Annotated in this window: 15 protein-coding genes; 8 read left to right on the top strand and 7 right to left on the bottom strand. The window is 75.3% G+C overall.

The window, feature by feature from the left end; translation table 11 throughout:
* The first annotated feature begins 75 nt into the window (after positions 1–75).
* The 4 genes from AC24FB_RS10775 (at position 76) to AC24FB_RS10760 (ending at position 4,411) form a co-directional block, all read left to right on the top strand.
* Positions 76–426: a hypothetical protein gene (locus tag AC24FB_RS10775; protein ID WP_425713618.1), complete on the top strand. Its 351-nt coding sequence runs from the start codon at positions 76–78 to the stop codon at positions 424–426.
* A 46-nt stretch (positions 427–472) separates the two neighbouring features.
* Complete coding sequence (locus tag AC24FB_RS10770) at positions 473–2,437, top strand: hypothetical protein (RefSeq protein WP_425713619.1); 1,965 nt, start codon at positions 473–475, stop codon at positions 2,435–2,437.
* Between the two features lie 85 nt (positions 2,438–2,522).
* Positions 2,523–2,885 carry a WXG100 family type VII secretion target gene (locus tag AC24FB_RS10765; protein WP_425713620.1) on the top strand — a complete coding sequence of 121 codons (363 nt, stop codon included), beginning with the start codon at positions 2,523–2,525 and terminating at the stop codon, positions 2,883–2,885.
* A gap of 17 nt (positions 2,886–2,902) precedes the next feature.
* Positions 2,903–4,411: a hypothetical protein gene (locus tag AC24FB_RS10760; protein WP_425713621.1), complete on the top strand. Its 1,509-nt coding sequence runs from the start codon at positions 2,903–2,905 to the stop codon at positions 4,409–4,411.
* A gap of 127 nt (positions 4,412–4,538) precedes the next feature.
* Here the strand turns inward: AC24FB_RS10760 and AC24FB_RS10755 are convergent, their stop codons facing one another.
* On the bottom strand, positions 4,539–5,210 hold the full coding sequence (locus AC24FB_RS10755; RefSeq protein ID WP_425713622.1) for an RDD family protein: 672 nt from the start codon (positions 5,208–5,210) through the stop codon (positions 4,539–4,541).
* Positions 5,211–6,625: 1,415 nt separating this feature from the next.
* Positions 6,626–8,005: a hypothetical protein gene (locus tag AC24FB_RS10750; RefSeq protein WP_425713623.1), complete on the bottom strand. Its 1,380-nt coding sequence runs from the start codon at positions 8,003–8,005 to the stop codon at positions 6,626–6,628.
* A 207-nt stretch (positions 8,006–8,212) separates the two neighbouring features.
* Between AC24FB_RS10750 and eccCa the strand changes: the two genes are divergently transcribed.
* From eccCa to AC24FB_RS10735, 3 genes are all read left to right on the top strand, one after another.
* The gene (gene eccCa / locus AC24FB_RS10745; protein ID WP_425713624.1) at positions 8,213–12,301 is read left to right on the top strand and encodes a type VII secretion protein EccCa; all 4,089 of its coding nucleotides are present in this window, start codon (positions 8,213–8,215) and stop codon (positions 12,299–12,301) included.
* 105 nt (positions 12,302–12,406) lie between these two features.
* Positions 12,407–13,798 (top strand): mannitol dehydrogenase family protein, encoded by a 1,392-nt coding sequence (locus tag AC24FB_RS10740; protein ID WP_425713625.1) that lies wholly within the window; start codon positions 12,407–12,409, stop codon positions 13,796–13,798.
* Positions 13,795–14,730 carry a carbohydrate kinase family protein gene (locus AC24FB_RS10735; protein WP_425713626.1) on the top strand — a complete coding sequence of 312 codons (936 nt, stop codon included), beginning with the start codon at positions 13,795–13,797 and terminating at the stop codon, positions 14,728–14,730. Before AC24FB_RS10740 ends, AC24FB_RS10735 begins: the two co-directional genes overlap by 4 nt.
* Here the strand turns inward: AC24FB_RS10735 and AC24FB_RS10730 are convergent.
* Positions 14,727–15,122, bottom strand: a complete 396-nt coding sequence (locus tag AC24FB_RS10730; protein WP_425713627.1) for a RidA family protein — start codon at positions 15,120–15,122, stop codon at positions 14,727–14,729. The genes AC24FB_RS10735 and AC24FB_RS10730 overlap by 4 nt on opposite strands.
* A gap of 125 nt (positions 15,123–15,247) precedes the next feature.
* Here AC24FB_RS10730 and AC24FB_RS10725 point away from each other — a divergent pair, with 125 nt between their 5' ends.
* The gene (locus AC24FB_RS10725; protein ID WP_425713628.1) at positions 15,248–16,213 is read left to right on the top strand and encodes a helix-turn-helix transcriptional regulator; all 966 of its coding nucleotides are present in this window, start codon (positions 15,248–15,250) and stop codon (positions 16,211–16,213) included.
* A gap of 33 nt (positions 16,214–16,246) precedes the next feature.
* On the opposite strand, the gene AC24FB_RS10720 is transcribed toward AC24FB_RS10725, so the two are convergent.
* The 4 genes from AC24FB_RS10720 to AC24FB_RS10705 are packed head-to-tail and all read right to left on the bottom strand — an operon-like array spanning position 16,247 to position 21,852.
* Positions 16,247–18,253 (bottom strand): thioredoxin domain-containing protein, encoded by a 2,007-nt coding sequence (locus AC24FB_RS10720; RefSeq protein WP_425713629.1) that lies wholly within the window; start codon positions 18,251–18,253, stop codon positions 16,247–16,249.
* 52 nt (positions 18,254–18,305) lie between these two features.
* Complete coding sequence (locus AC24FB_RS10715) at positions 18,306–19,904, bottom strand: dipeptide ABC transporter ATP-binding protein (protein ID WP_425713630.1); 1,599 nt, start codon at positions 19,902–19,904, stop codon at positions 18,306–18,308.
* Positions 19,901–20,767, bottom strand: coding sequence for an ABC transporter permease (locus AC24FB_RS10710; protein WP_425713631.1), 867 nt, complete (start codon positions 20,765–20,767; stop codon positions 19,901–19,903). The genes AC24FB_RS10715 and AC24FB_RS10710 overlap by 4 nt, the downstream gene beginning before the upstream one ends.
* Positions 20,764–21,852 (bottom strand): ABC transporter permease, encoded by a 1,089-nt coding sequence (locus tag AC24FB_RS10705; protein WP_425713632.1) that lies wholly within the window; start codon positions 21,850–21,852, stop codon positions 20,764–20,766. Before AC24FB_RS10705 ends, AC24FB_RS10710 begins: the two co-directional genes overlap by 4 nt.
* Positions 21,853–21,854: the final 2 nt, after the last annotated feature.

Below are 21,854 nucleotides of genomic sequence, written 5' to 3'. Positions count from 1 at the left end.
TCCGGGAGCGGCGCACCCCGCACGGTGCGCTGCTCCCGACCGATCCCGTCCCGCTGATCCGCGAGAGGAACGACGATGGCGATCGAGCTCCAGCCCGAGGTGCTGGCGGCGCGGGTCCGGCTGCTCTCGACCACCGTCGAGGAGGTCCAGGAGATCCGCACCGAGGCGTGGAGCGGTCGCTACGACCACAAGCCCGGCTGGTCCGACCTCTCGACGATCAATCGGATCAGCGACCAGGTCTCGGAGCGGATGTATGAGCTCGGGGACGCGATGACGGCGCTGCTGTTCGAGCTCGACGGGCTCTCCCGCGCCCTCGAGGACTCCGCGGCACTCATCCAGGGGGTCGACGAGGAGACGACCGACCTGCTGGAGAAGACCCGGGAGCGACTCAGCGACATGGAGCTCGGCAACTTCAACGACCGCTAGGACGACCGACGCGTCCGCGCGCGGGGAGAGGACACAGGACCTTCCGATGAGTGACGAACCGACGACCCTGACCGAGACCCTGCGCAGGATCGGCCCGTTCCAGACGAACCCGATCGACAGCTACTCCACGAACCTCACCGGCCTGGCGTCGCGCCTCCGCACGCTGGCGGAGGACCTCGGCGCTGCGTCCGGGAACCTCGGGATCGAGGGCCAGGCCGGCGACGAGGCCGTGCTGGCGTTCGGTCGGGTCCAGCGCTGGGCCGAGCACAGGGCCGACGAGGTCGACCAGGTCGCCGCCGCCGTGGACTACGCGCGCGGGGCCGGCAGCTCCACGCAGACCTACTACTTCGACCTCAACGAGAGCTACACGGCCGCTCACGAGGGCGACAACTGGGACGACTCGCGTGTGCAGGAGTACAACCTCGCCGCCGGCGAGGCCATCGAGTCGCTCGACTATCAGGTCGAGGACGCGATCGCCATGCTTCCGGACATCGCCGACCCGAGCGGCGAGATCCCCGGTGCGAGCGGCGAGGAGCCGCCCGGCGGCGGCGGGCTCCCTCCCGGCGGTGGCGGCGGGCTCCCTCCGGGTGGCGGCGGCGGACTGCCGCCCGGTGGCGGTGGTGGCGGTGGGTCGCACGTCGTGCCGCCCCCCGGCGGGCCTGGCGGTCCCGGCGTCCCGCCTCTTCCGTTCAACCCGCCCCAGCCTCCCGAGCCGCCGTACTACCGCGACCCGGACGTCGACCCACCCGGGCCGCCGGACGACCGCTACCCGTGGCCGGACCCGCCCGAGCGTCCCGAGCGCCCGGTTCCGCCGGACGACCGCTACCCGTGGCCGGACCCGCCCGAGCGTCCCGAGCGCCCGGTTCCGCCGGACGACCGCTACCCGCGGCCCCAGCCTCCCGAGTACCCGGGTCCGCCCGACCGCACGGGCCCGCCGGGGAACGAACCGCCTCGACGGCCGGACTTCTACCGGCCGCCGCTGCCCCCGATCCCCGACCCGGGCCCACCACCGTCGGTCGACTCGCAGCTCCCGACGCTGCCCGGCGGCCCCGGCGCAGGTCCGGGCCTGGGCGGACCAGGCACACTTCCCGGCGCCCCGGGCGCAGGCCCCGGCATCGGTGGACCCGGTGCACTTCCGGGCGCCCCCGGTGGCGGCGTCGGCGTCGGCGGTCCCGGGGCTCTCCCGGGCGCACCCGGCGCCGGCGGGTCCCCCGGGATGATCGGCCCCATGATGGGTGGCGCCGGAGGCGCCGCCGCTCGAGGCGGACCGGGTGCGCGCGGGGGCGTCGGAGCTCGTCCGGGCGCCGCGGGGCGCCCTGGCATGGTCGGCCCCATGATGGGCGGGGCCGGCGCGGGCGCCGGTGGCCGTGGTGGCGGCCGGGCAGGTTCCGGCCGGGCGGGTGCCGGTCGCGCCGGTGCCGGGCGCGCAGGCACCGCGGGCCGCGCCGGCATGGCCGCGCCGCTCATGGGTGGCGCCGGCGGCTCGAGCGGACGAGGCGCCAACGGCCGCGGGGCGGCCCGCCCGGGCGTCTCCGGACGCACCGGCGCCGCACGCGCGGCCGGACCCGACGCAGGACGCTCCGGCGCAGCCGGTCGACCGGGCGCCGGCAGCGGCAGCGCCGGTCGAGCCGGCGCGGGCGCGGCGGGCCGCGCGGGCATGGCCGGTCCCCTCATGGGTGGGGCCGGCGCAGCAGGCGCTGCGGGTCGCGGCACCGGCGGCCGTTCGGGCGGCGCGGGTGCCGGGCGCGCGGGAAGCGCCGGACGTGCCGGAAGCGGCGGAGGTGCCGGCCGGGCCGGGGTCGCCGGCCCCGGGGTCATGGCAGGCGCCGGTGGCCGTGGTGGCGGCCGTCGCTCGAAGGACCAGGCGAACGAGGCCGAGCACATGGACCTCGTCGACCAGATCGAGACCGACGAGCGACCCGCTCGCGGTCTCGCCGACCGAGGAGGGCGCCGCGGCGAGTCCCGCCCGGCGCCCCGGCTGAGGACTCCCGACGAGTCCGACGAGTGGTGAGACGACGACAGAAGTGACGACCAAGAATCGGGGCGCATCGCCGTAGTAGCCGGACGGGCGCTCCATGATCCCGAGGGGGGACGAGATGAACGAGGTGGAGCTGAATCCGGACGTGCTCGAGGCCCGGGTGCGCCTGCTCGCGAGCACCGTCGACGACATCGCGGGGCTCAAGCAGCGCGTCAGCGACGAGATCGGGCACCAGGAGACAAGCTGGGGTGAGCTCCCCGGCCCCACGCGCATGCGGTTCGCCGTGGTGCAGGAGCTCAACGACATCAACGGCAGCATGTCGATCCTGCTGTCGCAGCTCGATGAGCTCGCTCAGTCGCTGACCGAGTCGGCGGCGCGCATCGAGGACGTCGACGAGGAGGTCTCCACCCTCCTCGCGTCGACCCGCTCCCAGCTCGAGGGGCTCGACCTGCCCCGCACGCCGGCCGCCGTCGAGGCCTGACGAGGAAAGGACGCAGCATGACGAACGACGACAACATCCCCACGGTCCTCACCGAGAACATGCGGCGGATCGAGACCTTCCAGGAGCCGGCCACCCTCGAGCTCTCCGAGGGGCTCGACGGCATCGCCCAGGAGCTCGCCCGGGTGGCCGACGAGCTCCGGAGCTCCCAGGGCGAGCTCGGCATCACCGGCGAGGCTGGTGAGAACGCGGTCGAGGTCTTCTCACGCGTCGAGCGCTGGGCGAGGCACCGCTCGGGCGAGGTCTGGGAGGTCAGCTCCGCGGTCGAGCACGCGCGCAGCGGCGCCGACACGGCCATGCGGACCTACGAGGACACGATCCAGAGGTACGAGCAGGATCGCGCGAGCGGCAACTACGACGAGTTCGACACCTTCCGGTACAACGCCCACGCGAGCAACTCCCTGTGGGACCTCGAGGACACAGTCCAGGAAGCCGTCGAGATGATGCCCGAGATCACCGCCGGCGGGGAACCGTGGCGCGAGGACGCGGGCGGACTCGCGCGCGCCCGCACGGCCAACGGCCCGTCGGTCATCCCCCCGCCCCCGGAGGAGGGCATGGCGATCGCCCAGCGGACACCGCCGCCCGAGGTGACTGGCGTGCCGGCGTACCGCTCGCTCCCGCCGGAGCCCGAGATGCACCGGATCATCGCGACTCCACGGCCGGGACGTACTCCAGACACCCAGATCCCCGAGCGGGACCTGCCCGGCCACGGGGCGCCGATCCTCTTCGGGGACCAACCGCGCGACACCTTCCCGCGGCCGGGCGGCCCGAGCTGGGGTCCGCCGGACACCCAGATCCCCGAGGCCGACGGTCCGTTCCTTCGCGATCCCTCCGTCGACGCGGCCCCGCCGCCGGGTGCCGGCGGTCCTGGCTCCGGCGGCCCGGGGACCGGTGGTCCTGGCGCCGGAGCTCCCGGCACGACGGCACCGCCCGTCGCCGGCGGACCGGGCACCGGAGCACCTGGCGCCGGTGGACCCGGCGCACCCGGCGCCGGTGGACCCGGGGGTGGCGGCTCCGTCGGCGTCGCTCCGGGCGGTGTCGCCGGTTCCGGCGGTCCGGGCGGCGGTGCTGTCGCGCCGATCGGCGGCGTCGCGGGCGCCCCGGGTGCAGGGGGCGGTCGGTCCGGGGGCACGACCCCGCCTCAGCCACGGACGCTGGCCGGACCTGCAGGTTCAGGGACCGGCACGGGTACCGGCGTCGTCGGGGCCGGCCCCGGCGGTTCGTCCGGATCCTCGAGCTCGACGGGCGCCGGAGCAGGCGGCCGGGGACCGATGATGGGCGGCATGCCGATGGGTGGCATGGCCGGCGGCCGCGGATCAGGGAAGCGGAAGAAGCGCAAGGACGGGGAGGACCCGGCCGAGGAGCTGGAGGCGACACCGCAGGAGGAGCCGCAGCGGCCGACGGTCATCGCACGCCCCGCGGGTGCGTACGGCGGCGACCGGACCGACAGCCGACCCGCGCCCGACGAGCTGCGCAAGGGCGACGACCAGAGGACGGACGAGTGGTGACCACCCGCTCCTGATCCGCGAGCGAGCGGCCCCGCCGACCGAACGGTCGGCGGGGCCGCTCGCTGTCCGCGCCGTCACGGGTGAGCCGTCCGCACACCGCCGGCGCCCGTTCGGTCCCGACTCCCGCTCAGTCCCGTCGGGTGCCGGACCCGTGCCGCGGGTCGTCGCCGAGCCGGGTGACCTGGCGACCGAGATCGATGCGGTCGGCGGGCAGCGGCGCCATCGTCGCGCGCACGCGCCGGCCGCCGTCGGGCTCCGTGGCGAGCTCCTTCGCGATCCGCCGCGCGGGCAGGACCCGCGTGCGTCCGACCCGGTCGTGCCAGGCCCGGCCCCGCTTCTGCGGGTCGAACAGGCCGGACAACGAGAGCACGAGGCCACCGACGACGGTGACGTGCGAACCGCCGAGGATGCCGGAGCGCGCGGCCTCGCGGGACAGGCCCGGGGCGAGGTGGTTGGTGCGTCGGGCCGCCCGGAGCCCCAGCACGAGCCCACCGGGCGTCACGCCGGTCCGCGCGCGGAGCAGGACGAGCAGGGCCGCGAGCTCGACCACCGTGATGACGGTGAGCACGATCGACTCGGTGAGGAACCAGACGCCGACACCCGGTCCGACGACGACGATCAGCGTGATGACGTACGACGCGAGCTGGAGCAGCGAGCTCGTGGTCGGGCGGCCGTCCGGGAACCGGCCCGGGTCGGCCCCGGTCGGCGCGGTGAGGTGACCGGACCTCGCTGCCTCGTCGTCCGTGCGGCCGCGGCCGCGCGGCTGCTCGCGCCGCCCCTGCGCGGGCACCCCGTCCATCGGTCGTGACCCCGCGGGCCGCGGACCGCCGCCACGAGCCGGCGACTGGGCCACGGGCGCGGACGGAGCCCCGGACGACGCGACGGCGGACGAGCCCGCGGACGGCGCCGAGGGCTGCTGCCACGGCTGCCCCTGCGCTCCAGGGCCGCGGTCGGCGGGTCGCTCGGGCGCCCGCGCGCCACCGGCGGGCGTCGCCGGCGGCGGTCCGGCGGGCCGGCTGCCCGCCCCGCGCGGCGGCTGGTACGCACGGCCGTCCGGTGCGGGGGCCGCGTCGGGGCCGGACGGGGCCGAGGGGAGGACCGCGTTCGGGCCGAAGCGCGCGTCCCAGTCGGTGTGCCCGGCCTCCGGTGCCGAGGCTCCGGACGGTGCCGGGGCCGAGCCGGCGACGGGCGCCGATCCCCCGGCCCGGCGCGGCGGTGGGGCCGTGGACGCCTCCGGTGCCGAGGCTCCGGACGGTGCCGGGGCCGAGCCGGCGACGGGCGCCGATCCGCCGGCCTGGCGCGGCGGTGGGGCCGTGGACGCTTCCGGCGTCGGACGACTCGCACCCGGAGCCGGCAGACCGGCGCGCGGACCGTCGGGAGCGGCGGCGGGAGCCCCGGCGCGCGGCTGGACGCGCAGCGTCTGCCGGTCGCGGTACGGGTCCTCGGTGCGCGAGCTCGGGTCGGGTGTGCCGGGAGGCGCCGCCTCGGACCGGGCGGACCCGGGGTCGGCCGGAGCGCCGTGGGGCCGTGCGGGCGGGAGGCCGGCACGCGCGCGGTCGCCCGAGGTGCGGCCCACGGTGCCCGTCGCGGCGGACGATCCCTGACCGGGTGCGCCGGGCGTGCTCGTCCCCTCGCCGACCGGCGTGGATCCGCCGGCCAGCGGTGAGCCGCTGCGCGGACCGCGCCGGCGGCCTCCCCCACCGACGATCGGTCCGGTCGCGCCGGTCCCGTCATGCCCACCAGGCGCCGGGCGCGACCCACCGGTCGGCGCGGGCCCCGAACCACCCGCGGGCGCCGGTCCTGGGCCGCCCGCGGAGCGCGAGCCCGCCGCGGGCCGAGACCCACCGGCGGGTCGAGAACCGCCGGGCGCCGGGCGCGAGCCACCTGCCGAGCGTGAACCGGCCTGGGCCGCCGGCCGGGATCCGCCCCCGGGCGCCGGGCGCGAGCCACCTGCCGAGCGTGAACCGGCCTGGGCCGCGGGACGTGAGCCACCATCGGGACGCGGAGCGCTGTCCGCGGGTCGCGAACCACCCGCGGGCCGGGACCCACCGGCCGGGCGCGCCCCACCTCGGGCGCCCCTCTCGCCCTGACCGGGCACCCCCTGGGCGGGCGGCGCGGCGTCGTCGGACGGGGGTGTCCCTCCCGGCGTCGGCGACTCCGGCCGGCCCTGCTCCCGGCGGTCGCGCCGGCGCGGTCGGGGGTCGTTGCCCTCGGTCACAGTCCCACCTGCCTCACCCAGTGGATGGCGCCCGCGGCCACGGCTCCGGCCGGCAGGGCGAGATGCGTGGCGAACCCCTGGACGATGTCCCCGAGGCGCGCGAGCGCGACGTTGCTGAGGCCGCGCGCCACGGCGATCGCGAGCCCGGCGATGACGAGCGCCGCGACGACGGCGACGATCCCGACCGTCAGCGCCTCCGCACGCCCGCCGACCACGGCCGCCCACGCGATCTGGCCGATGACGACGAACGCGGCCACGCGCGGCAGCACGCGCACGGTGCGGGCCCGGGCCCCGCGCGGGACGAGCAGCAGCGCGAGCACGAGCAGCACCACGGTGACGAGCGCCGCCCACCCGCGGATCCCGCCGACCGGGACGATCGCGAGCACGGACGGCGCGAGCATCGCGGCGAGCAACGACATGAGCACGACGACGAGGTCCTGCCGCAGCCGCGCGGTCGTGACGACCCGGCGCACGCGGGGCGCCGTCACCTCCGCGGGCGCCTTCGGCGCGGCCTGGCGGACACCGGTGGCGTCGCGGGAGACGTGCTCGAGGTCGAGCAGCTGGTCGTCGGGGACGTCGATCGCGAGGTCGGGCATCGCCAGCAGCAGCGGGGGGACGGCGCCGACGACGAGGGCGCCGACGACCGACATGCCGGTGTCGATCTCGAGGGTGGCGAGCGCGGCGATCGCGGCGCCGAGCCACACGGTGGCGACGAGGGCAGCGGCCGAGGCGGTGCGGTCCCGTCTCCGCTCGGCCGCGCCGGCGCGCAGCGCGAGGGCGGCTCCCGCCACGGCGGGGGCGACGACGAGCGCGAGCCGCAGCTGGGCGGGCCCGTCCGCGGGGACGACGAGGACGCCGGCGGCGACCGACACGAGCGAGAGCGCCGCGATGTCGAGCAGCACGACCCCCTCGCGCCCGCGCCGCAGCGCCAGCCCGAGCGCGGCGAGGGCGAGCAGGGCGACCACCGTCCCGCGCCACCAGGCGGGCAGCGGGTCGGTCATCCCCCACCACGCGGTGCCCGCGAGCAGCAGGACGCCCCCGACGACGAGGACCAGGCCCGCTCCGGCGACCGCGAACGAGTCGGCGCCGGCGGGCAGCACCCGGGCGCGACCCAGCTCGTCCGACTCGATCGACGCGCCGGCGGACCCGCGGGTGACGGTGAGCAGGACACCGTCGGGCACGTCGATCCCGATGACGTCGTCGGCGGCGACCCGCCAGCCGGAGGAGTCGGTGACGAGGACGGAGCGCGACCGCGCGTCGACCCGGAGGCGGCGCAGGACGTCGGCCACGGTGGCGCCGTCGGGGACGGCGACGTCGCGCACGACGGGTCCGAGGACCACGGTGGCGTGCACGCGCGGCTCGGCCGTCGTGGTCATCCGTTCCCCTCCCCCGTCCGGCGGGCACGATCTCGGCGGCCGTGGCACCTGATCAGGGCTGCCCCGTGCCGCCCCGGACCCTATATTAGGGGCGGCTCCGGACGTTCCGTCCGGTCGCGCGCACGCCGGCCCACCGGCCGGCGGCGCCGCGGTCCAGCCCCGGGGGAGGTAGGCACCTGGTCCCGGCGATCGACGTGGAGGAAGTCCGTGGTCCGTCCGTCCACCAAGGCGCCGCCGCCCCCGCCGCAGAGCGAGGAGACGCTGCAGGTCCCGCCCGAGCTCCCCGAGCCCGAGGGCCTGCAGAACATCCTCATGATGGTCGTGCCCATGATCGGTTCGATGGGCATGATGGGCGTGATGATGTTCGGGGGCGGCTCCGGCAACCAGCGGATGGTCCTCATGGGCGCCGCGATGATGTCCGCCATGGTGCTCATGGTGGCGATGAACATCATCCGCCAGCGCAACCAGCACAAGAAGGCGGTGATGGACTCCCGCCGGGAGTACCTCGCCTACCTCACGGACCTGCGCAAGAAGGTCCGTACCGCCGCGAAGATGCAGCTCGACTACTCGGCCTGGCGGATGCCCGACCCCCGGTCGCTCGCGGCCCTGGGCGAGGAGGGCTCCCGCACGTGGGAGCGCAGTTCCGAGGACGAGGACTTCCTGCTCACCCGCATCGGGTCGGCCACCCAGCCGCTGTCGCTCGACCTCAAGTCTCCCGAGATCCCCACGCTCGCCCAGCTCGACCCCGTCACGGCCTCCGCCGCGCACCGGTTCCTCGTCACCCACCGCGAGGTCAGCGGCCTCCCGCTCGGCATGGACCTCCAGGCGTTCGCCCGGATCGAGGTCGCCGGCTCCGAGGACTCCGCCCGCGCGCTCGCCCGCGGCGTCATCACCCACCTGGCCACCTTCGTCTCGCCCGAGGACCTGAAGATCGCGGTCATCGCGTCGGAGGACGCGCTGCCCGAGTGGGAGTGGATCAAGTGGCTCCCGCACGCCCTGTCCCCGCGGGTCAACGACGCCGTGGGCCCCGCCCGCATGCTGACGACCTCGCTCGCCCACCTCGCCGACCTCCTGCCCGCCGGCATCGCGGAGCGGCCCCGGTTCGGCCTCTCGGGCGGCGACCCGGAGCTGCCGCACGTGCTCGTCGTCGTCGACGGGGGTGACGTCCCCGCCGTCAACCCGGTGCTCACGCCCGACGGCGTCATGGGCGTGACCGTCGTCGACCTGCCCGAGACATGGGAGGCGCTCGTCTCCCCCTCGACGCTGCGGCTGCTGCTGCACGACGAGGTCGACGAGGGTCCCCTGACCGGCGCCACGCCGGTCGAGATCCTCCAGGTGGGGGCGGAGCCGCAGATCGGTGTCGCCGACCAGCTGAGCGTCGCCGAGTCCGAGGCGGCCGCGCGCCGACTCACCGCCCGCCTCGCCTCCATCCGCTCCGGCCAGGTCGCCGACGACTCCGGCGAGTCCGGCGAGGCGCCCGCGGAGGTCTCCGCCGAGCTGACGGACCTCCTCGGCCTCGGCGACGTGCGGGACTTCGACGTCAGCCAGGCTTGGCGACCGCGCCTGCCCCGCGACCGGCTCCGCGTGCCGATCGGGCTGACCCCCGAGGGCCGCGTGGTCCAGCTCGACATCAAGGAGTCCGCGCAGCAGGGCATGGGGCCGCACGGCCTCATCATCGGCGCCACCGGCTCGGGCAAGTCCGAGGTGCTCCGCACCCTGGTGCTCGCGCTGACGATGACCCACAGCTCCGAGGCGCTCAACCTCGTCCTCGTCGACTTCAAGGGTGGCGCGACCTTCGCCGGCATGGCGGACATGCCGCACGTCTCCGCGATCATCACCAACCTCGGCGAGGAGCTCACGCTCGTCGACCGCATGGAGGACGCCCTGCGCGGCGAGATGGTCCGCCGCCAGGAGCTCCTGCGCGCCGCCGGCAACTTCGCCAACGTCACGGACTACGAGAAGGCGCGGACGAACGGCCGCACCGACCTCGAGCCCCTGCCCGCGCTGATGATCATCTGCGACGAGTTCTCCGAGCTCCTCACCGCGAAGCCGGAGTTCGCCGAGCTGTTCGTCGCGATCGGCCGGCTGGGGCGCTCGCTGTCGATGCACCTCCTGCTGTCCTCGCAGCGGCTCGAGGAGGGCCGCCTGCGCGGCCTGGAGTCGCACCTGTCCTACCGGATCGGTCTGCGCACGTTCTCCGCGCAGGAGTCCCGCACGGTCCTCGGCGTGGCGGACGCCTACGACCTCCCGCCGATGCCCGGCGTGGGCTACCTCAAGCCGGACACGACGACGATGATCCGGTTCCGCGCCGCCTACGTGTCCGGCGCGCCGCCCGTGCGGCGCCGCCGCAAGCGCTCCGAGGGTGGCGGGGCCGAGCAGCAGGTCGAGCAGATCGACATCGACATCTCGCCGTACACCGCGGCGCCCGTGCTCGGCGAGAGCCCCGAGGAACTGCAGCGGCGCCTCGAGGCGGCCGACGACGCGACCCGGGCGATCGAGGAGCGCAAGGCGGAGGAGGCCGAGAAGAAGGCCGAGGAGGAGCGGAAGAACCAGCCCTCCACCTTCGACATCGGCGTGAGCCGCATGGAGGGCCAGGGCCCGCCGGCGCACGTCGTGTGGCTGCCGCCGCTCGACGTGCCGCAGACCTTCGACGAGCTCATGCCCGACCTCACGGTCACCCCGGAGCTCGGCCTGCACTCGCCGCGGTGGCGAGGCGCCGGCGCGCTGACGATCCCGCTCGGCGTGGTCGACAAGCCCCTCGAGCAGCGCCGCGAGGACCTCGTCTTCAACCTCGACGGCGCGGGCGGCCACATGGCGATCGTCGGCGGCCCGCGGACGGGCAAGTCGACGGCCGTGCGCTCGATCGTCGCCGCGCTCGCCCTCACGCGCACGCCGCAGGAGGCGCAGATCTACGTCCTCGACTTCGGTGGCGGCACGTTCGCCGCGATGACGGACCTCGAGCACGTCGCGGGCGTGGCCACGCGCGGCGAGCCGGACGTCGTGCGCCGGATCGTCGCCGAGATGCGCCAGCTGGTCGACGAGCGCGAGGCGTTCTTCCGGGCGAACAAGATCGACTCGATCGAGACGTACCGGACCCGCCGGGCCGAGGGCCGGGTGGACGACGGCTACGGGGACATCTTCCTCGTGGTCGACGGCTGGCCCACGATCAAGGCGGACTTCGACGACCTGGAGATCCCCCTTCAGCAGCTCGCCGGCCGCGGCCTCACGTTCGGCTTCCACCTCATCGGCACCGCGAACCGGTGGATGGACTTCCGCATGCAGCTCAAGGACATGATCGGCTCGCGCCTCGAGCTCCGGCTCGGCGACGCGCTCGACTCCGACGTGGACCGCAAGCTGGCGAAGAACATCCCCAACCGGCCCGGGCGGGGCCTGGCCAAGTCGAAGCACCACATCCTCACGGCGCTGCCCCGCATCGACGGCGACGGCAGCTCGGGCACGCTCGGCGCCGGGGTCGACGACCTCGTGCGACGGGTCGGCGAGGCCTGGACCGGCCGCCCCGGACCCAAGCTGCGTCTCCTGCCCGAGCAGATCGGCCTCGACGAGATCCGCGCCCAGGCCACGCCCGAGGAGCTGGCCGGCGGCATCCTCCTCGGGGTCGACGAGGCCCGGCTCGCGCCGGTCGTGCTCGACCCGGCCGCGGACCCGCTCATGTTCCTCCTCGGCGACTCCAAGTCCGGCAAGTCGACGTTCCTGCGGGCCTTCGCCTCGGAGGTCGCGAGGCTCAACGGCCCCAAGGAGGCGCAGATCATCGCCGTCGACCTCCGGCGCGCGCTGCTCGGCGAGCTCCCGGAGTCGCACCTCGGTCTCTACCTGTCGACCCACGACATGGCGACGACCGAGCTCAAGGGGCTCGCCGGCTTCCTCAAGTCGCGCCTGCCCGGACCGGACGTCACGCCGGACCAGCTGCGCAGCCGCTCGTGGTGGTCAGGCGCGGAGGTCTACATCCTCGTCGACGACTACGACCTGGTGAACACCTCCGCCGGCAACCCGCTGAGCGCGATCCAGCCGCTCATGGCGCAGGCCAAGGACATCGGCCTGCACGTCGTGATCACGCGCCGGATCGGTGGTGCGTCGCGCGCGATGTTCGAGCCGGTCATGCAGACGATGACCGACCTCGCGGCCCCCGCCTACCTGCTGTCCGGCAACCCGGACGACGGGCCGGTCATCGGGCGCATCCGGGCGAAGAAGACGAACCCCGGCCGCGCGCAGATGATCACCCGCGACCGCGGCAACGAGGTCGGCCAGCTCGCCTGGCTGCCGAAGATCCACGGCTGACGCGGCCCGCGCCCGGACCCTTCAGGGGTGGCGGGCGCGGGGCCGCGTTGGCATCCTGGTGTCCCTCGGGCCGGACCCGGCCCGCGACGACCACGGGGGGCTGCGATGACGCAGATCGAGGGACCGACGTACGACACGGGCGCGCTGACCACGGGCATCGTCCATTTCGGGGTGGGCAACTTCCACCGCTCGCACCAGGCGATGTACCTCGACCGCCTGCTCGAGGCGGGCGGCGCCGAGGACTGGGCGATCTGCGGCGTCGGCCTGTTCCCGGGGGACAGGGCGATGCGGGACGACCTCGCCGCCCAGGACTTCCGCTACACGCTCGTCCTGCGCGACTCGCGCCGGCCGCTCGAGGCGCGCACGATCGGCTCGATCGTCGAGCTGCTCTACGCGCCCGACGAGCCGGATGCCGTCGTCGAGCGCATGGCCGCGCCCGAGACCCGGATCGTCAGCCTGACGATCACCGAGGGCGGCTACGGCGAGCACCCCGCCGAGGACGGCACGCCGAGCGCGTTCGACTACGTCGTCGACGCCCTCGCCGTGCGCCGCGAGCGCGGGACGCCGCCGTTCACGGTGGTCAGCTGCGACAACATCGAGGGCAACGGGCACGTGGCCCGGCGCAGCGTCCTCGGGCACGCGCGGGCCCGCGGCGGCGACCTCGCCGACTGGATCGAGAAGAACGTCGAGTTCCCGGCGAGCATGGTCGACCGCATCACCCCGGTGACCACGGACGACGACCGGGCGATGGTCAGGGACGAGCTCGGCGTCGAGGACCGCCGGCCCGTCGTGGGTGAGCCGTTCGTCCAGTGGGTGCTCGAGGACCGGTTCACGGACGGCCGTCCCGACCTGGAGTCGGTGGGCGTCCAGCTCGTCGACGACGTCGTCCCCTACGAGCGGATGAAGCTGCGCATCCTCAACGCCACCCACCAGCTGCTCGGCCACACGGGGCTGCTCGCCGGCCACACGTACGTCCACGAGGCGGTGACCGATCCGGTCCTCGGCCGGCTCGCCGCCGCCTACATCGCCGACGAGGCCGCCCCCACGGTGGGCGAGGTCGAGGGGATCGACCTCGCGGACTACGGGGCGACGATCGTCGACCGGTTCGGCAACGAGGCGATCGCCGACACCCTCGTCCGCATCGTCACGGATGCCTCGGACCGGGTGCTCGCCTTCGTCGTCCCGGTCGTCGAGGACCTCGTCGAGCGCGACCTGCCGGTGCGGGCCACCGCGTTCGTCCTCGCCGCGTTCGCGACCGTGTCCGCCACCGACACGCACCGGGAGGCCGTCTCCGACCGGCAGCGCGGCCGGCTCGACGAGGCCGTCGCCCGCCTTCGGGCGGACACCGGGACCTTCCTCGACGACGAGACCCTCTTCGCCCGGATCGGCGCCGACGACCGCTTCCGCGCGGCGTTCGTCGCCGCCCACGAGGCGATCGCCGCGGACGGCGTCGTCGCGGCGGCCCAGGCGCTGCTCGACGGCTCGGACGACGCATGAGCGGCACGGCGGCGGACGCTCCCGGCGCATCCCGCGTGCTCGTCGTCGGCGAGGCTCTCGTCGACGTCTTCCCGGACGAGGAGGGCGGCCCCGCGCGGGCGAGCGGCCGCGTGCCCGGCGGCAGCCCCGCGAACATGGCGGTCGGGCTGGCCCGGCTCGGCGTCGACGTCGCCCTGCTCACCCACATCGGCGACGACGAGGACGGCGCCCTCGTGCGGGACCACCTCGTCTCCTCCGGGGTCGAGGTGCTCGCGGGCTCGGTGACCCCGGGCCGCACGTCGACCGCCGTCGCCACGATCGACGACGCCGGGGTCCCGGCCTACGAGTTCGACATCGCCTGGGAGCTGCCGCCGGTCGCGGATCTCGCGATCCCGGCGGCGGTGCACGTCGGCTCCTACTCCGCGTTCGTCGAGCCCGGCGCCACGCGCGTCCGGGAGATCGCCGCGCGGGCGCGGAGTGCAGGGGCCCTCGTCTCCTTCGACCCGAACGTCCGCGCCGCCCTGCTCCCGCCGCTCGAGCAGGTGCAGTCCGGCTACGACGAGCTCGCCGCGCACGCGAGCGTCGTCAAGATCTCCGACGAGGACGCCGAGTGGCTCTTCCCGGGCCTGTCGGGGGACGACGTCGTCGCGCGCACGCTCGCCCTCGGCCCCCGGCTCGTCGTGCTGACGATGGGGGCCGAGGGGGCGATCGTCGCCGACCGGGAGCGGTCGGTGCGGGTCCCGGCGGCCGGGGTCGAGGTGGTCGACACCGTGGGCGCGGGCGACAGCTACATGGCCGCCCTCATCGACTCGCTGCTCAGACTGCCGGGCGACGCGCCGCTCGACCTCGAGGCGATCGGCCGGCGCAGCGCCGCCGCCTCGGGCATCACGGTGAGCCGCCGCGGCGCCGACCTGCCCACGGCCGCGGACCTCGAGGGTCTCGCGCCCCGCTAGGCGACCGCCGTCCCCTCGAGCTCGACCACCTGCCCCGGGATCGCGAGCCGGTCGACGCCGAGCATCGTCGTCGTCGGGGCGACGCCCGCTGCCCCGAGCCTCCCGGCGAGCATGCCGTAGTGCGGGAGCAGCGCGTCGATGTCGGTCGCGTAGACGTTGAGCCGGACGAGGTTCGCGAGGGACATGCCGGCCCCGGCGAGCACCGCCTCGAGGTTCTCCACGGCCAGTGCGAGCTGGGCGCCGACATCCCCGTCGTGCTGGGGGCGACCATCCGCGCTCGTCGCCGTCTGCCCGGAGATGTAGAGGGTTCGCGTCTCCCCCGACACCATCTCGCCCTGGTTGAAGCCCATCTCCTGCGACCACGTCACCGGGTTCACTGCCGTGCGTTCCATCGCGTCTCCTGTCCCACGTCGTGCACGCGCCCGGCGGCCCGACGACCGCCGTCCTCGACGCTGCCCCTCGAGCCTGGCAATCAATCACGACACCGCCTGTCGTGATTTCTGAGAGGGTGACCCCCGTGCGTGCGGATCGGTTGGTCTCGCTGGTGCTGCTCCTGCGCCGGCGCGGCCGCATGACGGCGGACCAGCTCGCGACGGAGCTCGAGGTGTCCACGCGCACGGTGCTGCGCGACATCTCCGCGCTCTCGACCGCGGGCGTCCCCGTCTTCTCGGACCGGGGCCGGTACGGCGGCTTCTCGCTCTTGCCCGGCTTCCGCACGGAGCTGACCGGGCTCAACCATGACGAGGCCTTGGCCCTGCTCACCGCGGCATCCGGTCGTGGAAGCTCCGTCCTCGGGCTCGGCGCGCCGCTGGCCGCAGCGATGCGCAAGGTCGTCGACGCGCTGCCGGCCGGTCACCGCGCACGCCTGGACGACGACGCCGGACGGCTGCTGATCGAGCCGCAGAACGACCTGCTGGCGAGACGAGCACCGGGCGAGGACCTCGCCGACGGCGTGGTGGACGCGGTCCGTTCCGCGGTTCTCGAGGGCCGACGGCTCCGCTTCGACTACGCGAGACCGGAGACGCCTCCGAGCCCACGGACGGTCGACCCGATCGGGCTGGTCACCGTGCGCGGCCGCACCTACCTGCTGGCCACCACGCACGGGAAGGACCGCACCTACCGGCTGTCCCGGATGACGGACGCCGAGGCGCTCCCGGAACCCGCCGAGCGCCCTGAGCGGGTCGACCTCGAACGCATCTGGGCGGAGCGCGCCGCGCAGTTCCTCGCCGAGAGCCACGTCTCCGTGGTCGTCGAGGTCCACCCGGACCGCCGGGACGATCTCCTGGGCTCCGCGCGGGCCGTCAGGGCCGAGGAGCCCCTGATGGACGGTCGGGTCCGGCTCGAGGTGACGTTCGACGATCTCCGGCATGCGGTCTGGGCCGTCTGGCAGCTCGGGACGGACGCCGAGGCAGTCTCGCCGGAGACCGTCCGCGAGAGCCTGCGCCGGCGTGCGGATGACCTGGTGGACAGATACCGCTCCTGACCGGCCGCTCCGCATGACGCGGACATCCTCGCGTCAGCTCCCGAGCAACCTCACCAGCTCGCCCGGAGTGGTGACCGGCCGGTCGCAGACGAAGTGCCGGCACACGTAGGCGGCCGGCTCACCACCCACGAGCGCCCGGTCCACGAGCAGCGGGATCCCCTCGGCGTCGGGCTCCCCCACGGCGAGCACGAGCCCGGGCGAGGCCGAGGCGCGCGCGACGGCCCCGAGCTCGTCGCGGCGCACTCTCCCGGGCCCGGCGTCCGGGCCGACGATCGCCACCTCGAGGGGACCGGCGAGCAGGGCCACGGCGGTCGCCAGGCTCCACCCGGCGAACCGCGGCGCCTGGCGGACGACCGACCCCGCCGTGGCGAGGGCCGCCTCCGCCGCCGTCCGGTGCCGCGTCGAGGCGGTGAGCGCCGCGTACGTGGCGAGCGCCCCGGCGAGCGCCGACGTCCCGGACGGCTCGGCGTTGTCCGTGGTCTCGCGCGGCCGGGTGACGAGCGCCTCGGCGTCGGCGGCGACGTCGAAGAACCCGCCGCCCGGGGCGGCGAACAGCTCGAGCGCGGTGTCGAGCAGGTCGTCGGCCGCTGTGAGCCAGCGCGCCTCGCCGGTGACCTGGTGGAGGGCGAGCAGGCCCTCGGCGAGGTCGCCGTGGTCCGCCGAGACGGCGGCGGCCGCGCCGACCGTGCCGTCGCGGGACAGGCGACGCAACCGGCCGTCGACCACGTGGACGTCGAGCACGAGCTCGGCGCACGTCCGCGCCGCGTCGACGTACCCCGGCTCGCCCAGCAGGGTCCCGGCCTCGGCGAGGGCGGCGATCGCCAGGCCGTTCCACGCCGTGACGACCTTGTCGTCCCGCTCGGGCTGCGGGCGCTCGGCCCGAGCGGCGAGCAGGCGCTCTCGTACGCCCGCCCACCACACCGGGTCCTCGGGGTCGGCGAGGAGCCGCAGCGTGGAGGCGCCGCCCTCGAACGTGCCCTGCGCCGTCACGCCCAGCAGCGAGGCGGCCCGCGCGCCGTCGTCGGGCCCGAGGACGTCCGTGAGCTCGCCGGGCGTCCACACGTAGGTGAGGCCCTCCTCGCCCTCGGTGTCGGCGTCGAGCGCGGAGGCGAAGCCGCCCTCGTCCGTGGCGAGGTCGCGCAGGAGGAAGTCGGCGGTCTCCCGGGCCGCCCGCTCGGCGAGACCGGCGACCCGCCCGTCCGGGACCGCCCGCACGAGGTGGACGAGGACGCGGAGCAGCTGGGCGTTGTCGTACAGCATCTTCTCGAAGTGCGGGACCACCCAGGCCGCGTCGACGGCGTACCGCGCGAATCCCCCGGCGATCTGGTCGTATATGCCCCCGCGCACCATCGCCTCGCACGTGGCCTCGACCATCGCGAGGGCGTCCGTCCCCTCGGAGCCCGTGCGCGCGTGGTGGCGCAGGAGGAGCTCGAGGACCATCGACGGCGGGAACTTCGGCGCTCCCCCGAAGCCGCCGTGCGCGGCGTCGAACTCACGGGCAAGGGTCGCGACGGCGCCGTCCAGCACCTCGGCGTCGAGGGGGCTCGGCGGGCCCGCGTCGCTCACGGCACGCAGGGCCTCGGTCAGGCCGGCCGACGCCGTGAGCACCTCGTCCCGTCGGTCCCGCCAGGCGGCACCGGCGGCCGTGAGCAGCCGGAGCAGCTGCTCGCGCGGGTAGTAGGTGCCGCAGTGGAACGGCTGTCCGTCCGGGGTGAGCAGGCAGGTCATCGGCCAGCCGCCCTGGCCGCTGACGGCAAGAGTGGCGGCCATGTAGACGGCGTCGACGTCTGGCCGCTCCTCCCGGTCGACCTTGACGGCCACGAACCCGGCGTTGACCACCTCCGCGACGCCGGCGTCCTCGAAGGACTCGTGCGCCATGACGTGGCACCAGTGACAGGCGGCGTAGCCGACCGACAGCAGGACGGGTACGTCCCGGCGCCGCGCCTCGGCGAACGCCTCCTCGCCCCACTCCCACCAGTCGACCGGGTTGTCGGCGTGCTGGAGCAGGTAGGGCGACACGGCGTCGGCGAGCCTGTTCATGTCCCCATCCTCTCTGTCCCCGTGGCGACGGCGCAGCCTGGCGACCGCCCGGTCACACGGTGAGCAGGTCGCGGGTGTAGGCGTCGGCGGGGGCGGTGACGACCTCGCCGACGGGCCCGGCCTCGACGACGCGCCCCCGGCGCAGGACCATCACCTGGTCGGCGAGCTCCGTGACGACTCCGAGGTCGTGGGTGACGAGGAAGTACGTGAGGTCGAGCTCGCTGCGGAGGTCGGCGAGCAGGGTGACCACCTGGGACTGCACGGTGGCGTCGAGCGCGGACACCGGTTCGTCGAGGACGAGGAGCCGGGGGCGCAGGGCGAGCGCGCGGGCGATCGCCACCCGCTGACGCTGACCGCCGGAGAGCTCGGCGGGCCGACGGTCGGCGTACGCGGCGGGCAGCGCGACGAGCTCGAGCAGCTCGTCGACCTGGCGTCGACGCGACGACCGGTCTCCCACGCGGTGGGCCTCGAGCGGCTCCGCGACGATCTGCGCGAGGGTGAGCCTCGGGTTCAGCGACTCGTACGGGCTCTGGTAGACCACCTGCATGTGCCGTCGCAGCTCGCGCCGGCCGCGCCGCGACAACGACGGGACGTCGCGACCGAACACCCGGACGGCGCCCTCGCTCGGCTGCTCGAGGCCGAGGATGATCCGCCCCGTCGTCGTCTTCCCCGACCCGGACTCGCCGACCACCGCGAGCGTCTGCCCGACGGGAAGGGTGAGGGAGACGTCATCGACGGCGAGGCTGTCGCCGAACCACTTCGACACCCCGTCGAGGCGCACAGCGGGCTCGGCGCCCGGGACGACCGGCGGCCGGGCCCTCGGGGGCTGCTGAGCGTAGGCGTCGGCGATGCTCACCACCTCGCCGCCGCGGATGCGGACCGAGGAGCCCAGGAGGGTCCGGGTGTACTCCTGCGTCGGCGCGGCGAACACCTCCGCCACGGGGCCGCTCTCCACCACCGTCCCCCGGTGGAGGACGTGGACGTGCTGGGCGTACCGGCGGGCGACCGCGAGGTCGTGGGTGATGAGCAGGACCGTGGTGCCGTGGTGCTCGCGGATCCGCTCCGTGCTGCGCAGGACCGCCCGCCCGACGAGCGCGTCGAGGGCGGAGGTGGGCTCGTCGGCGATGACGAGGTCGGGCCGCTGCGAGAACGCGATCGCGACGAGGATCCTCTGCCGCATCCCTCCGGACAGCTCGTGCGGGTACCGCTCGAGGACGTCCTCGGGGACCGCGAACCCGAGCTCGCGCAGGTCCTCGCGGATGAGCGCCTCCGCGGCGTCGTCGACCCGGCGCCCGGCGAGGCCGTAGGTCTCGCGCAGCTGGGCGCCGACGGTCCTCGTGGGGTTGAGGGAGGCGATCGGGTCCTGCGGGACGAACCCGATCCGCCGGCCGCGCAGCGGGCGGAACTCCTGCTCGCTGCGCCGGCGGACGTCCTCGCCGCCCAGCAGGACGCCGCCCGTGACGTCGGCACCGCGCGGGAGGAGGCGCACGATCGCGTGCGCGAGCGTCGACTTGCCGGACCCGGACTCGCCGACGACGGCCGTGACCCGGCCACGCGGGACGTCCAGGGAGACGGAGTCGAGGGCGAGCGTCGAGTCCCGGCCCCTCCCGTAGCGCACGGTGAGGTTCTCGATGCGGACGGCGTCGGTCATGCGTCCTCCTGGAGGAGATGGGAGATCCGGCTGAGCAGGACCGCGGTGGCGGCGAGCGCCAGCCCGGGCAGGAGGGCCACCCACCAGGAGTGCACGAGCAGGCGCTGCCCCTCCGAGATGAGGACGCCCCACTCCGGCGACGGCGGGGCCTCGCCGAACCCGAGGTAGCTGAGCGAGCCGATGGCGAGCAGCGCGAGCGCCACGTTGAGGGCGGTGTAGGCGGCGAGCGGCGGCGCGATCCGCGGGACGATGTGCCGGGTGATCACGCGCAGCGGTCCGGTACCGAGCCCGACGGCGGCCTCGACGTACGTGAGCGTGCGCGCCTGGATGACGAGGCCGCGGATCAGGCGGGCGAAGCCGGGCGCCTCCGCGATCCCGACCGCGACGCCGGCGACGAGCGCGCCGCGTCCGAAGGCGGTGATGACGGCGAGCGAGAGCAGGATGGCCGGGACGGCGAGGACGGACTCGCTGACGACGCCGAGGACGCGGTCGAGGATCCCACCGGGCCGCAGGCCCGAGAGCACGCCGACGACGAGCCCGGCCCCCAGAGCGACCCCGATGGCGACCGCGCCGGCGAGCAGCGAGATCTGCAGGCCGTGGATGATCCGCGACAGCAGGTCGCGGCCCACCTCGTCCGTCCCGAGCAGGTGGGTCGCGTCCGGCGGGGAGAGCGACGGTCCGGCCAGCTCGAGCGGGTCGTAGGGCGCGAACGCCGCGGGGAACACGGCGACGACGACGAGGAGCACGAGCACTGCGAGCAGGACGACGAGCTCGCGGGAGCGGCGCGGCGGGCGCCGTCGTCGGCCTCCCGGGCGCGTCGACGACGTGCCGGGCGCGGCGTCGGGGGTGGTCTGCGCGGTCATCGCTCCTCCTCGGTGGCGGATGTGGCAGGTGCGCCTCGACCGGCCGCGGCGCCGTCGCGCCTGCGCAGCCGGGGGTCGACGAGCGGGAAGGCGGCGTCGACGAGAGCGTTGACGACGACGTAGACGACCGCCAGCAGCACGACGACCCCGAGCACGACCGTGAGGTCGACCGAGTTGACCGAGTCGACGACGAGCCGGCCCAGGCCGTTGCGGGAGAAGACCTGCTCGACGACGACGGTCCCGCCGAGCAGCGACGCCACCCGCAGGCCGAGGACCGTGAGGAACGGCAGCAGGGCGTTGCGCAGGCAGTGCCGGAGCACGGTGTACCAGCGCGAGGCGCCCTTCGCGGGTGCGGTGACGGCGGCGTAGGTGGTGGCGACCTCGGTCCGCAGCGAGCTGATGAGGACCTGCGCGAGCTGGGCCGCCCCGAGCAGGCCGATGACGGTGGCGGGCAGCACGAGGGAGACGAACCCGTCGCTCCCCGACGAGGGGAACCAGCCGAGCCGGATCGCGAACACGTAGATGAGCAGGATGCCGACCCAGAACACGGGCAGGCTCGCCCAGGCGGCAGGAACGAGCCCGACGACGCCACGCACGACCCGGCTGCGGGGCGCCACCGCGGCGACCGCGAGGAGGACGCCCAGCACGATCGAGACGACCAGGGAGGCGCCGGCGAGGAGCGCGGTGCTCGGCAGGGCCTGCCCGATGAGGCGGGTGACCGGCTCACCGGTGACGAGGGAGTCGCCGAGGTCCCCCCGCGCGAGGCCCGCGAGGCCGCTCGCGTACTGCTCGAGCAGGGACGCCTCGAGTCCGAGCTCCTCGCGCAGCGGGGCGACGTCGACGCTCGACAGCTCGCTCGTGCCGACGGCGTCCGCGGCCCCGATCCGGGCGAGCACGGCGTCGCCCGGCAGGACGAAGAGTAGGACGAACGCCAGCGTGTAGGCCAGGAGGACGACCGCCAGGGAACGTGCCACCGTCGCCACGACGCCCCGCACCCGGCGCGTGCGCCCGACACGGGCCGCCGCGGGGACGGCCCGCGCGGTGGTCTCCTCCTCGACCTGCGGGAGCACCTCGGTGGCACTCACGG

It is taken from the genome of Georgenia sp. Z1344 (genome assembly GCF_057652375.1).
The sequence above is the reverse complement of the archived record's forward strand: the minus strand, read 5'-3'. Positions and strand labels throughout refer to the sequence as shown.